This is a genomic window from Mycobacterium spongiae, from assembly GCF_018278905.1.
Taxonomy (GTDB): Bacteria; Actinomycetota; Actinomycetes; order Mycobacteriales; family Mycobacteriaceae; genus Mycobacterium; species Mycobacterium spongiae.
Map to the genome: position 1 here is coordinate 3,797,840 of NZ_CP046600.1, position 13,804 is coordinate 3,811,643.

Annotated in this window: 5 protein-coding genes and 1 pseudogene; 1 reads left to right on the forward strand and 5 read right to left on the reverse strand. The window is 69.6% G+C overall.

Going from position 1 to position 13,804, the window contains the following annotated elements; all coding sequences use genetic code 11:
• Positions 1-80: 80 nt before the first annotated feature.
• The 4 genes from folC to F6B93_RS15460 all read right to left on the reverse strand — a co-directional run bounded on the left by folC (position 81) and on the right by F6B93_RS15460 (position 7,992).
• The gene (gene folC, locus F6B93_RS15445) at positions 81-1,541 is read right to left on the reverse strand and encodes a bifunctional tetrahydrofolate synthase/dihydrofolate synthase (RefSeq protein WP_211695858.1); all 1,461 of its coding nucleotides are present in this window, start codon (positions 1,539-1,541) and stop codon (positions 81-83) included.
• Positions 1,538-4,198 carry a valine--tRNA ligase gene (locus tag F6B93_RS15450; protein WP_211695859.1) on the reverse strand — a complete coding sequence of 887 codons (2,661 nt, stop codon included), beginning with the start codon at positions 4,196-4,198 and terminating at the stop codon, positions 1,538-1,540. The genes folC and F6B93_RS15450 overlap by 4 nt, the downstream gene beginning before the upstream one ends.
• A 66-nt stretch (positions 4,199-4,264) precedes the next feature.
• Positions 4,265-5,524 (reverse strand): saccharopine dehydrogenase family protein, encoded by a 1,260-nt coding sequence (locus F6B93_RS15455; RefSeq protein ID WP_211695860.1) that lies wholly within the window; start codon positions 5,522-5,524, stop codon positions 4,265-4,267.
• 131 nt (positions 5,525-5,655) lie between these two features.
• Positions 5,656-7,992, reverse strand: a complete 2,337-nt coding sequence (locus tag F6B93_RS15460; RefSeq protein WP_211695861.1) for a PE family protein — start codon at positions 7,990-7,992, stop codon at positions 5,656-5,658.
• 906 nt (positions 7,993-8,898) lie between these two features.
• On the opposite strand from F6B93_RS15460, the pseudogene F6B93_RS15465 reads away from it, so the two are divergent.
• Positions 8,899-10,344 (forward strand): annotated as a pseudogene (locus tag F6B93_RS15465) (PE family protein); the annotation flags it as partial.
• A 468-nt stretch (positions 10,345-10,812) separates the two neighbouring features.
• Here the strand turns inward: F6B93_RS15465 and F6B93_RS15470 are convergent.
• Positions 10,813-13,407 (reverse strand): PE family protein, encoded by a 2,595-nt coding sequence (locus F6B93_RS15470; protein ID WP_211695863.1) that lies wholly within the window; start codon positions 13,405-13,407, stop codon positions 10,813-10,815.
• Between the last annotated feature and the right edge of the window lie 397 nt (positions 13,408-13,804).

The window sequence follows — 13,804 nt, forward strand, 5'->3', positions numbered from 1 at the left end:
GCTCCTCCACGGGTCAGGCGGCGGATTCTGGCTGGCGGGCGGCGAGCGATCCGGCTCTGGCGGCTGGTCAGTCTGGTCAGTCACTGCGGATCACGACCGAACAAAGTCCGGGCTGCACCAGCGGTGACAACCGAGCCAGTAATAACAATCCCCGCGCCGGTGAACGCCGCGTCTGGGTCGGCGGCGGCGTCATCGACCAACGCGGTCGCAACGTCGATCGCGTCGCGCAGGGTCTGCGCGGTGAGCACCCGGTCGGGCCCGAACCACTCGCCAGCCGCCACAGCCAGCGTGTCCACCTCAACCGCCCGCGATGAGCCGTTGTGCGTCACGACCACCCAGTCGAAAACCGGCTGCAGCGCCGCGAGGATGCCATCCACATCCTTGTCGGCGAGCACACTGAGCACCCCGACGAGCACCCGGAAGTCAAACTCGCCGGAAAGTGTCCGCGCAAGCGCGGCCGCGCCGGCCGGATTGTGCGCGGCGTCGATGAACACCGACGGCGCGCTGCGCATGCGCTCGAGCCTGCCCGGGCTGGTCGTGGCGGCGAATCCAGCCCGGACGGCGTCCACGTCGAGCTGACGCTGCGCTCCGGCGCCGAAGAATGCTTCCACCGCGGCCAGCGCCACCGCCGCGTTGTGCGCCTGGTGTTCGCCGTGCAGCGGCAGGAAGACGTCGGAGTACACCCCGCCCAAGCCCTGTAGCTCCAGCAGCTGGCCCCCGACGGCGACTTGGCGGCCCAACACCGCGAATTCGGAATCCTCGCGGGCCACGGCGGCGTCGGCACGCACCGATTGGGCCAGCAGCACCTGCGCTGCCTCCGGTGCCTGGCGTCCGATGATGGCCACCGTATCGGGTGCGGCCTCGGCCGCACGGTGGATGATGCCGGCCTTCTCACCAGCGATCGTCGCGATGTCATCGCCGAGGTAGTCCATGTGGTCGAGGCTGATTGGGGTGATCACCGCCACCGGCGCATTGATCACGTTGGTGGCGTCCCAACGCCCGCCCATCCCTACCTCGACTACCGCGACGTCGATCGGCGCGTCGGCGAACGCGGCGAAGGCCATCGCGGTGAGAACCTCGAATTTGCTCATCGCCGGTCCCCCCGCGGAAGAAGCCTGCGATTGCTGGTCAATCATCGCCACGTACGGCTCGATCTCGCGGTATGTCGCCACATACTGGGCCGGACTGATGGGTTTGCCGTCGATCGCGATGCGCTCCACGGCCGACTGCAGATGCGGGCTGGTGGTGCGCCCGGTACGCCGGTGCAGCGCGGTCAGCAGCGCGTCTACCATCCGCGCCACCGAGCTCTTGCCGTTGGTGCCCGCGATGTGGATTGCCGGGTAGGCCAGTTGCGGTGAGCCGAGCAGGTCCATCAACGCGCTGATCCGAGTCAGGCTCGGTTCGATGCGGGTCTCGGGCCAGCGCTGGTCGAGTAGGTGCTCGACCTGCAACAGCGACGCGATCTCGTCCGGCGTGGGCGGCGTGCCGGACGCCTGGGGGGGCTCGGGCCAGTCAGGCGCCCCCGAACTCACCGCGTTCATTGCAGCGCTGCCAACCTGGCGGTGATCCGGCCGGTTTCCTCTTGCGCCAGCCGTTGTCGATCCCGGATCTTGGCGACGACGGGCTCCGGTGCTTTGGCGAGAAAGTCTGCGTTGGCTAATTTGGCGGCGGTCGAGGCTAGCTCTTTTTGCGCGGTGGCCAAGTCTTTTTCCAGACGGCGGCGCTCGGCGGCCACATCGATGGTGCCGGAGGTGTCGAGTTCGACAACCACAGTGCGATTCAGGTCTTGGCCGAGCCGAACCTCCAACGACACCGATGGATGGAAGTCGGCGCCCGGTTCGGTGAGCCAGGCCAGCGATGTCACCGCGGTCACTTGGGTATCCAGGTCCGCGTCGGTCACTCCACCCAACCGTGCCGGGACCTTCAGCCGGTCGGCCAGGCCCTGATCACTGCGGAACCGGCGGATTTCGGTCACCAACTTCTGCATATCGCTAATTCGTTGTGCGGCAACCGGATCCATATTGACTCCGGAGGGCTGTGGCCAGTCCGCAATGACCAGCGATTCCTGCTCCGTCAATGCCTGCCACAGGGCCTCGGTGAGAAACGGAATGACCGGATGCAGCAGGCGCAGCAGGGTGTCAAGCCCCGTGGCCAACACGGCGGTGGTGTGCGTGATCCCGGCAGTGAGTTGCGTCTTGGCCAGTTCGAGGTACCAGTCACAGAATTCGTCCCACGCGAAGTGGTAGAGCGCCTCGCAAGCTTGGCCGAACTCGTAGCCGTCAAAGGCCGAATCAACTTCGGCCCGAACCTCTTCGAGCCGTCCGAGAATCCACCGATCAGCATCGGTCAGCTCGTCGAACGAGGGTAGCGGCGCCAGCGCTGCGCCGTTGAGGAGCGCGTACCGCGTGGCGTTGAACAACTTGGTGCCGAAATTGCGCGATGCCCGGACATGATCCTCGCCGATGGCCAAATCACCGCCGGGACTGGCCCCGCGAGCCAGGGTGAACCGCAGCGCGTCGGCCCCGAACTTCTCGATCCAGTCCAGCGGATCGATGACATTGCCCTTGGACTTGCTCATCTTACGACCGGACTCGTCTCGGATCAGCCCGTGGAGAAACACGTCGGTGAACGGCACCTGCGGTCCCCGGCGTCCATCGAACGTGATGGCGTCGTCGGCACCCACGAACGTGCCGAACATCATCATCCGGGCCACCCAGAAGAACAGGATGTCGTAGCCGGTGACCAGAACGCTTGTCGGATAGAACTTATCCAATTCCGTGGTGCGCGACGGCCAGCCAAGCGTCGAGAACGGCCACAGCGCGGACGAAAACCAGGTATCCAACACATCGGGGTCCTGCTCCCAGCCCTGCGGCGGTGCCTCGTCCGGTCCCACACACACCCGCTCGCCGCCCGGCCCGTACCAAATCGGGATGCGATGCCCCCACCACAGTTGGCGGGAGATGCACCAGTCGTGCATGTCATCGACCCAAGAAAACCAACGTGGTTCCAGGCTGGCGGGGTGAATCACGGTGTCGCCGTTGCGCACCGCATCACCGGCGGCCTTGGCCAGCGATTCCACGCGGACCCACCATTGCAGCGATAGCCGCGGCTCGATCGGCTCTCCGCTGCGCTCGGAATGCCCGACGCTATGCAGGTACGGTCGCTTCTCTTGGACGATCCGGCCCTGCGCCGCGATCGCCTCGCGAACCGCGACGCGGGCTTCGAATCTGTCCATGCCGTCGAATTGTGTTCCGGTGTCGACGATCCGGCCTTTGGTGTCCATGATCGAGGGCATCGGCAGCTGGTGCCGTGTCCCGATGTCGAAGTCGTTCGGGTCGTGTGCGGGCGTGACTTTGACGGCGCCGGTGCCGAATTCGGGATCCACATGCTCGTCGGCGACGATGATCAGCTCGCGGTCCACGAACGGGTGGGCCAGGGTGGTGCCGACGAGGTGACGGTAGCGCTCGTCGTCGGGATGGACCGCGATGGCGGTATCGCCCAGCATCGTCTCCATCCGGGTAGTGGCGACCACGATGTGGGGTTGCGAGTCGTCGAGCGAGCCATACCGAAACGACACCAGCTCGCCTTCGACTTCAAGGTAATTGACCTCGAGATCCGAGATCGCCGTCTCGAGCACCGGTGACCAGTTGACCAGTCGCTCGGCCTGATAGATCAGCCCGGCGTCGTAGAGCCTTTTGAAGATCGTCCGCACCGCCCGTGACAGGCCCTCGTCCATGGTGAACCGGTCCCGGCTCCAATCCACCCCGTCGCCGAGCCGACGCATCTGGCCGCCGATGGCACCGCCGGACTCACGCTTCCAATCCCAGACCTTGTCAACGAACAGCTCCCGACCAAAGTCCTCCTTGGTCTTGCCGTCAACCGCGAGTTGGCTTTCGACCACGTTCTGGGTAGCGATTCCGGCGTGATCCATGCCCGGCTGCCACAACACCTCGTAACCCTGCATCCGCTTACGGCGGGTCAGGGCGTCCATCATGGTGTGTTCCAACGCATGGCCCATGTGCAGGCTGCCGGTCACGTTCGGCGGCGGCAACACGATGGAATACGCCGGCTTGGCGCTGCTGGCGTCAGCAGTGAAGTAGCCGGCATCCAGCCACTTCTGGTAGATCACGCTCTCCATCGAGCCCGGATCCCACGACTTGGGCAACGGGCTGGCGGCGGGCTGGGGACTGGCAGTCACCGGTCAATTCTAGGAACCCCCGCCAAGCGCCCGCGTTGGGCGCCCGAACCCGCACGTGAACGAGATTCAGCCGGCCAACCGCTCGGTGCGCAGCGATACTCCTGCCACCGGGAATCGCGCGAGCAACGCCTCACCCATCGCGGCCGCGGGGGTCAACACACCATGCAGGTCGGACAGCTTGTCGCGGTCGAGTGCCAGCGCCAACCCGCACTCCCCCAGCAATACCGATGTCGCCTTGTAACCGGGGTCGCCATCTTGTTCCATTCGTGCCACGTATCGAGCTCCGCTGGCCGTCGTGGTGTAGGTCTCGACGCGGTAGTAGCCGCGGTCCCGAGTCGCGGCGCTAGGACCGGTACCTGGCTTGGGAACGACACGCTCGATCAGCCCACGCGGCAGGAATCGGAAGTAGCGGCCGCCCAATAACGTCATAACGTTGCCAAATCCACTGAACGCGGCCGACGCTAGCGGCGCCACGATGGAGGAACCCACGCTCATGCTTTCGCTGTAGCGGAACCTGCGGCCGTAGGCCCAGTCGAGCAACCCGTTGCTGCGGCGCACGACCCGGGTGTTCGTCGACGCCATCATGAACCCGGTCGTCCAGAGCCCCGCCAGTTCCGGCGCGATTCGACGACCACGGCGCCACGGTAGGTCCGGCTGCGGGCCGAGTTCAGGTTCGGCGCCGCGGTCGGTGCTCAGCGTGTACGGGTCGGCAAGCTGGCGGCGGGCGTCGGGATCATTGGACATGGTGCTCAGCACTTCGAGCATCGACGCGATGGTGCCGCCGGACAGCCCGCCAGCGAAAGAGCGCACCACGAAGTCGGTGGCGAGCAGCTCGCCGGCGCCGTCGTCGGTTGCCGCCCGGTGTAGCGCGTAGACGCTCAGATCCGACGGAACCGAGTCGAACCCGCAGGCATGCACGATGCGCGCACCGGTATCGGCGGCCTGCTTGTGATAGAGGTCGATGCTGTTGCGCATGAACATCGGCTCGCCGGTCAGGTCGGCGTAGTCGGTGCCCGCCGCGGCGCACGCGGCCACCAGCGGCAATCCGTAGCGGGAGTAGGGCCCGACGGTGGTGATGACGACTTGGGTGCGGGCGGCCATCTCATCGAGTGTCGAGGGCGATCCGGCATCGGCAGCCACGATGGGCCACGACCGCGCAGGTTCGGCCAGAGTCTGGCGGACGGCGAGCAATCGCTCGGTGGATCTGCCGGCCAGTGCGATTCGCGTGTCACCCCCGGCCCGGGCGAGGTATTCGGCGGTGAGTTTCCCCACAAAACCCGTGGCCCCGTACAGCACGATGTCGAATTCGCGCGGTGTTGCACTCATCGGCTCGACGCTACTCCCGGCCATGGGACGCACTGGGTCGTGCCCCACTCCCCCGCAGGCACGCGTGGGGCCACTACCGCGCGTATATTCTCAGCCCAACCCGGACGTCGATCGAACCACTGCTCGCACGACTAACCGGGATGGCCGTTGTTTCCGGACGGGCCCTGATTGCCTTCGACGCCCGAGGTGCCACCCGGCGCCCCGCCTCCGCCACCGGCCCCACCGGCGCCACCGGGTGCCAGATCGCCACCCTGGCCGGGCGTCGTTGTACCCCCAGCGGCAGTCCCGCCGTTGCCGCCGTTTCCGCCGTGGCCCCCAAGGCCGCCCTCGCCACCGGAACTACCGCCACCGATGCCCCCGCTGGTACCGGCGAACCCGATCAGTCCACCGGCCGCGCCGCTGCCCCCGCTGCCACCGACGCCACCGACACCGCCAGTGCCACCGGTGCCACCGACCCCGCCCGTAGCGCCGTCACCGCCGAGGGCAACTCCGCTGCCGCTAATAGCCGCTCCGCCGGCACCACCGACACCGCCGGCACCGCCGATGCCGCCGAGTCCGCCGACGCCGCCGATTCCACCAGCACCTCCGGCGCCACCGATACCGATGAACGCCCCGGCCGCACCGCCGTTGCCACCGACACCCCCGCTGCCGCCCGCGCCGCCGGTCCCGCCACCACCACCGAGGCCTCCAACACCACCCTCACCCCCGGTCGCAACCGCTGTCGTGTCAGCCCGACCCTCCCCGCCGGAGCCGCCAGCACCACCCGCAAAGCCGGGCGCGCCGGTACCGCCGGTCCCACCGATCCCACCGGAACCACCGTCACCGCCATTGCCGACGAACATGCCGCCGCGCCCGCCGCTACCGCCAGCACCGCCAGTACCGCCACTGCCTCCCGCCACGCCTAGTGCCCCGTTGCCAGCGCCGCCCTGGCCACCGATGCCCCCCATGGCGCTACCAGCACCTGTGTTGTGCCCTACACCGCCTATACCGCCCGCACCACCGGCGCCGCCGTCCACGCCCCCGGTAACGCCGCTGCCGCCGTTACCACCGGTGACGACGACATTGCCCATGATGGTGCCGTTGTTCGTGACTGTCGCCTGCCCGCCGGCCCCGCCGGCGCCGCCGTTGCCGCCTTCGGCACCGGCGGCACCACCACTACCGCCATTACCGCCGGTGAAATTGAGGTTGCCCTTCCCGACCGTGCCAAAATTTGTGAAACCCACTTCCCCGCCGTGCCCACCGGTGCCGCCGGCCTCACCGGCACCCCCGTCGACGCCGGGGCCGCCGTTGCCGCCGGTGAGACTGAAAGGACCGAGTCCGCCGAAATTCTCTACGTAATGAGGCATGCCGTTGGCGCCGGGACCGGCCGCCTCACTTGAGCTCGGGTTCATCCCGTCTGTCCCCGCCAGACCGGCACCACCGTCGCCACCGGCACCGCCGGAACCGAACCAGTTGGCGTTACCCCCATTGCCGCCCGGCCCGGGCAGACCGCCACGGACGCCCGGCGCCGCCGACCCGCCGTGCCCACCGTCACCGCCGTCGCCGAGCAAAATCCCACCAGCCCCGCCAGCACCACCGGCGGCACCGACACCACCATCACCGCCCCAACCACCGCTACCGAGATACCTGGCGGCGCCGCCCATACCCCCAACCCCGCCCCCGCCTAGAGCGTTACCGAAGCCACCATGCCCGCCAAATCCACCATTGCCGAGCACGCCGCCAACCCCACCGGTTCCCCCCGTGCCGCCGATGCCACCCAGCGCCGACGAGGGCCCACCCACACCACCCGTTCCCCCGTTGCCGATGAGGCCCCCAGCCCCACCGACACCGCCAGCACCCCCGACGGTCGCGGCCACCATCGCAGCGCCGCCAGCCCCACCGGCCCCTCCATTGCCCAGCAACCAACCTCCGCTACCACCAGCACCACCAGCAGCACCGACCCCACCTGCCCCACCGACGCCGCCATCGCCGAGCAGCCCCGCCGCCCCGCCCGCACCGCCGTTTTGGCCCGCCGCGCCCGAGCCGCCATTACCCCCACTACCGAACAACAGACCACCCGGGCCACCCGCCGCCCCTGTTCCGTCAGCCCCGTCGGCGCCGTTGCCGATGAGTGGGCGCCCTAAGAGCGCCTCGGTGTGCGCGTTGATCGACGCCAGCACGTCCCCCTCGACACTTTGCTGCGCGGCGTTGACGGCCTCGGCGGCCGCATAAGCGCCCCCGTTGGCGCGCACGGCCTGGACGAACTGGTCGTGAAATCCCGCCACCTGGACGCTGAGCGCTTGATAGTCGCGGGCGTGGCCAGAAAACAACGCCGCAATGGCCGCCGACACCTCATCACCCCCGGCGGCCAGCACCGCGGTGGTCGGGGATGCCGCGGCGATGTTGGCTGCGGCAAGTGCCGATCCGATCGCGTGCAGATCGGCGGCAGCCGAGATCAACATCGCCGGAGCCACGGTCACATACGACATCTCAGTCCCCTTACTGGGTTGGTTCCGGGCTGAGACCAGCCCGGAAAGTTTCGGTGCCGCAATACACGTACGTGTGATTGCCGGACACTATGTCCGGGGTGTGCCGGCCGGAATGGCTCTGGGAGTGCCCGCACCGATGGCGACCGTTGTGGTGATCGGTGGATGACGAAACATGTGATGCGACAAAGGCAGACGGGCTCATCGGGTGTGATATCGGGACGCGCAGGTATCGAGTCCGGGCGCGGTCGTGCGGCGTGGCCCCGACGTCGCTAAGTGCCACCACGACCTCCCCTTGAGATACATTTAATGAAGTAAACATCGGAGGATGGCATTTGGCAACTGCCGCCTCCTGGATCAGGCCCGCGCAGTAGGACAGAAAAGCGTTGTAGCAGAGCATCGTTAGGTCGATTAGGTGAACCTGCAGACTCATCGATGCGTCGCGGACAGCCAGGGTGAAATGGAATGCTCAGGCACGAAAACCAAGAGTTGAGCAGCGCCCATCGTCTGTTGGACCAGCCGGTAGCTTTGGTGCGGCCGGGTGCTGTCTTCCGGTGTGACGCGTTCGCGTGTGCGGTGCTTGCAGCGGGCTATCCCTGACACCTGTGTACCGGGTTTGAACCCGCGGCACCGCAGATACGCTGCGACGACGTTGGTCCGCGCTGCGCTGTCGCGGTTGCGATGTCGCGTACGTCAGCGCCTTCTAGCGCCACCGGGTCTGCGGATCGGCTGCCGCCCGTCTGCCGCGCAGCGCAGCGGTCGCCTGCGGCCGCCGATCACTAAATCCAACCCACAAACCGATAACTTCAGTTATAGTAGTTTTTTCCGCTGGCGCTAGCCCGCCACTGCAGGGCGATGCGCTGGGTGTTTCCACGATCGGTTCATTGAGGACCGGATCGGAGGGTGGCGATGTCGTACTTGGTGACGGTTCCGGACACAGTGGCAACGGCGGCAACGGATCTGGCGCGTATTGGCTCGACACTGAGCGCAGCCAATGTGGCCGCGGCGGTGCCCACGACAGGGGTGGCAGCCGCGGGTGCCGATGAAGTATCAGCGGCGATCGCGGCACTGTTTTCCGCCCACGCTCAGGCCTATCAGTCGCTCAGCGTGCAAGTGGAGGGGTTTCACACCCGATTTGTCCAAGCCCTCGCCCGTGCTGGGGGTGCGTACGCGGCCGCCGAAGCGGCTAACGCCGCGCCGTTGCAGGCGGTGCCGCCTGAGGTGTTGGCGGTAATCAATACGCCCACCCAGGCGCTGTTCGGACGTCCGCTAATCGGCGACGGTGCCAATGGGACCGCACCGGGACAGGCCGGTGGAGCCGGCGGGTTGCTGTACGGCAACGGCGGCAACGGCGCGGCTGGGGTGAACCCCGGGGTGGCCGGAGGTGCTGGTGGTGCCGCGGGGTTGATCGGCAACGGCGGAGCCGGCGGCACCGGTGGTGCCTCGGCGGCCGGCGGTGTGGGCGGTCGTGGCGGCTGGTTGTTCGGCAATGGCGGCATCGGCGGCACCGGCGGGTCCAGCGTCACCATGGGCAGCGATGGGGGACTAGGTGGCGCCGGCGGTGCCGCCGGATTATTCGGGTTCGGCGGCCCGGGCGGGGCCGGGGGTGCGGGTGCGGACTTGGTATTCCGGTCCGGCTCCTCCGGCGGCGCCGGCGGCGCAGGCGGCCAAGGCGGGCTGCTGTTGGGCGGTGGTGGAAGCGGCGGGGCCGGCGGAACAAGCGGTGCCGGCGGTGCCGCCACCCCCTTCGGCGGGATCGGTGGTGCCGGCGGGGCCGCTGGCCTGCTCGGGGCCGGCGGGGCCGGCGGGGTCGGCGGGGACGCCCTTGGTCCTCTTGGTGAGGCCGGCGGCAACGGCGGGGCGGGTGGCACCGGCGGGTGGCTGTACGGCGACGGCGGGGCCGGCGGGAGCGGCGGGAACGGCAGCACGGACCTTCTCGGGGAGATATTTCCCGGGGCCGGTGGTGCCGGCGGGGCCGGGGGGGACGCCGGACTGATCGGTAACGGCGGGAGCGCTGGGGCCGGCGGGACCGGCGGGAGCTCCCGAGAGCTTGGTGTTACCGGCGCGGACGGCGGACTCGGCGGGAGTGGCGGATCTGGCGGGTGGCTGTACGGGTCCGGCGGGTCCGGCGCGGCCGGCGGCGCCGGCGGCGCCGGCGCTGGCGGTGGCGGGGCCGGCGGTGGCGGCGGTGGCGGCGGCGACGCTCGGTTGATCGGTAATGGCGGTAGTGGCGGTAGTGGTGGTGCTGGCGGGACCGGCGAACTGGGCACTCCGGATGGGACTGGTGGGGCCGGCGGTGCGGGCGGCACCGGCGGATCCCTACTTGGCGCCCCCGGCGGGACCGGCCTCCCAGGCTGACAGTCCGGCACAAGACTGCTGCCGCGAATCTTTCGAGAACTGGGGCGGCCGCGAAACGCTGGCTGAATCGGGTCCTGCAGAATGCCGGGCTGGCGCGATTGCCCAACACATCGAGTACAAGTCCCCATTGGCCGATGTCACCATCGTTGAGGCGATCGCTTTCCGGCGAGCTATCGACTGTTCAGCGGCGCCGGCCACCGTGTGGGCTTCGTTGGCGATCTCCGTCGAGGCGTTCACGCTAGGCGCCGGTTCGGCCTGTGGCGCCGCTTCGGCACTGGCCGCGGGCCGACGACTCACCCAACTGAGATGGCACCCAGCACGTACACCGACAATGGCAGCATCCGCCGTCACGGATCCGTCATCGAGAGGCGTCGGGTCGCGACACCGCAGTCGACAACGACGTCGGCACGGCGATCAGGGTTGGCGACGCCCACCCGCTATCCAGCAACCGTAGCCGCTGACCGGTTAGGGCGACCCGTTGATCCCGTCGGTGCCCAGCAACAGCCCCCCGGTGCCGCCGGTGCCCGGGTCGCCGTCGAATCCGCCGGCGCCGCCGGCGCCGCCGTTGCCGCCGTTGCCGATCACCACCGCGTCGCCCCCCGCACCACCGTCCCCGCCGAACAAGGCGCCGACACCGCCGGCACCGCCAGCACCGCCGTTGCCCATCACTTCCCCGCCCAGGCCACCAACCCCACCAGCACCCCCGAAGCGGCCGTAGCCGCCGGCGCCGCCAGCTCCGCCGCCACCCAGCCACCTGGCATCGCCGCCGGCGCCGCCATCTCCACCTCGTTCACCGGCACCCCCGAACCCACCAGCTCCGCCACTGGAGAACAACAACCCCGCACTGCCCCCGACCCCACCATCCCCACCAACCCCACCTATGCCGCCAGTCCCGCCGACACCGCCCGCACCGAACAGCAACCCGGCACTACCGCCGGCCCCACCATCGGCCACACCGACTGCGCCGGTGCCGCCGGAGCCGCCGGAGCCGCCGGGGCCGCCCAGCAGCCCCGCGTCGCCGCCGACTCCACCGACACCCCCAGCAGCGCGGGAAGGACCTCCTCCGCCGTCCCCGCCGGTCCCGCCGCCGGCAGCGAGTAGCCCACCGAAGAGCCCGCCGGCGCCGCCGGCCCCGCCAGCACCACCGATGCCGCTGAAGGTTGCCCCGCCGAAGCTTGCCCCGCCGTTCCCACCGGCCCCGCCGGCGCTCAACAACCCCCCGGCGCCGCCAATTCCGCCAACCCCGCCAACACCGTCGCTCTCGGCGATCCCGCCGACCCCGCCGGCTCCACCATCACCGACCAGCCACCCACCGGCCCCGCCGGCCCCGCCAGCCCCACCAACTCCGCCGAAAGCCCCACCCGCCCCACCAGCCCCGCCGGTACCCCACAGCCCGCCGGCCCCGCCGGCCCCGCCAGCCGTACCTAAGTCGGTTGCGCCGGACCCGCCGGCCCCACCGTCACCGAGCAACCAGCCCCCAGGCGCGCCGCTGGCCCCGCTACCCGCGGCGCCGGGAGTACCGTTCCCGATCACCGGGCGCCCCGTCAGATCCTGGATGGGCGCGTTGATCGTGCCGATCACATGCTGCTGCAGCGTGTGCCACGTTGAGGTAGTGGCCTGGGCGTTGAAGCCGTCCAGACCCACCAGCACACCACTGACACCGCCGACACCGTCGACGCCCACCGTTGCGCCGGTCCCGCCGATGCCACCGTTGCCGCCGTTGCCGATCAGCACCCCATTACCCCCAGCACCGCCGACACCGCCACTATTGTCCAGGTCGCTGCCGCCGGCCCCACCGGCGCCGCCGGCCCCCCCATTGCCGATCAGCAGCCCGCCCCGGCCTCCGCCACCGCCGCCACCGCCGTCGCCTGATGGGCCAGTGCCGCCGGCGCCGCCGGCCCCGCCGTTGCCGAACACGCCGCCTGATCCACCGGCACCACCGTCGCCTCCGATGCCCAAAGCGGTGGTGCCGCCGGTCCCGCCGCTGCCGCCGCTGCCAAACCAGCCGCCATCACCACCATGACCGCCATCACCACCATTGGCAACACCAATCGCACTACCGAATCCGCCGGTCCCGCCGACCCCGCCGCCGCCGAACAACAGACCGCCATCACCGCCAGCCCCACCAACTCCGCCAACCCCGCCCTCCGTGCTAGTGGCGCCGCCGGCCCCGCCCGCGCCCCCGTACCCGGTCAGCATGCCGGCATCGCCCCCGTCCCCACCAGCACCCGCGGTCGTACCGCGACCGCCGTCACCGCCGTCGCCACCACCGGCCCCGACCAACCCAGCCAGCAATCCGCCAGCTCCGCCAGCTCCACCAGCCCCGCCAGTTGAATTGTCCCCAAATCCGCTGCGTCCGCCGGTCCCGCCGGCACCGCCGGCACCTAACAACCCTCCAGCCCCCCCAGCCCCGCCAGCCCCGGCGACAACACCGCTCGCGCCGATCCCGCCGGCCCCGCCGGTACCCCACAACCAGCCACCAGGCCCCCCGACACCACCAGCACCACCCGTCGATCCGGCGCCCATCCCGGCCCCACCGGCTCCACCCGCGCCGCCAGCACCGATCAACCCCGCGGCACCACCGGCCCCACCGGCCCCACCGGTTTGACCGGCCGCGCCGGACCCCCCGGCCCCACCATTGCCGAGCAACCAGCCCCCCGGTGCCCCCGCAGCCCCGGTGCCCGGGGCCCCGTTAGCGCCATTGCCGATCAACGGGCGCCCGGTCAATGTCCGGATCCGCGCATTGACCGGGCCCAGTGGGTCAGTGAGGGCGGCGACACCAGCGGCCTCGGCACTGGCGAAGGCATCCGCCCCCGCGGTCAACGCTTGTACAAACCGGGCTTCAAACGCCGCTGCCTGCGCACTCGCGACCTGATAGGCCTGCCCGTGCGCGGAAAACAACGCCGCGATCGCCGCCGACACCTCATCACCGGCGGCCGCCACAATCCCCGCCGTCGACACGGCCGCCGCCGCGTTCGCCTCACTGATCGTCGACCCGATACCGGCCAGATCCGACGCCGAGGCCACCATTTCCTCTGGTACTGCCACCACAAACGACATCACGGTCTCCTCACAATCGATTGAGCCGCGGCCGACTCCCGCAGTACAGCGCCGGCGCCGCGCATACTGTCACCATCTGGTCGCGTCAGCCAGGACACATGATCGTGCGGCCGCTGCAGCCACATACGGCAGCCGAGCAAACCGCCTCGGCGTCGGCGGACGTCGCCAGCCCCACCATTGCCGTACAGCAGCCCACCGTGACCCCCAGCCCAGCTTGTTCCGGGCTGCGTGGCCGACCCGGCCATCGCCGCCGTTGCCCCACAGGAGCCCGCCGTCGGCATCGTCCCCTTCAGTCGTGGTCGTCTTGGCGCCGTTGCCGACGAGCGGGCCTGGTGCGAGTCTGTGGACACAGTCGGTGCGCTCGATGCTTCTGAGCAAGCCGGCCGCATCTTCGACC

Excerpts from the sequence above, each read along its gene's own strand:
- F6B93_RS15455 (WP_211695860.1), bottom strand. The coding sequence starts at position 5,524 with ATGAGTGCAACACCGCGCGAATTCGACATCGTGCTGTACGGGGCCACG.
- F6B93_RS15460 (WP_211695861.1), bottom strand. The coding sequence starts at position 7,992 with ATGTCGTATGTGACCGTGGCTCCGGCGATGTTGATCTCGGCTGCCGCC.
- folC (WP_211695858.1), bottom strand. The coding sequence starts at position 1,541 with ATGAACGCGGTGAGTTCGGGGGCGCCTGACTGGCCCGAGCCCCCCCAG.
- F6B93_RS15470 (WP_211695863.1), bottom strand. The coding sequence starts at position 13,407 with ATGTCGTTTGTGGTGGCAGTACCAGAGGAAATGGTGGCCTCGGCGTCG.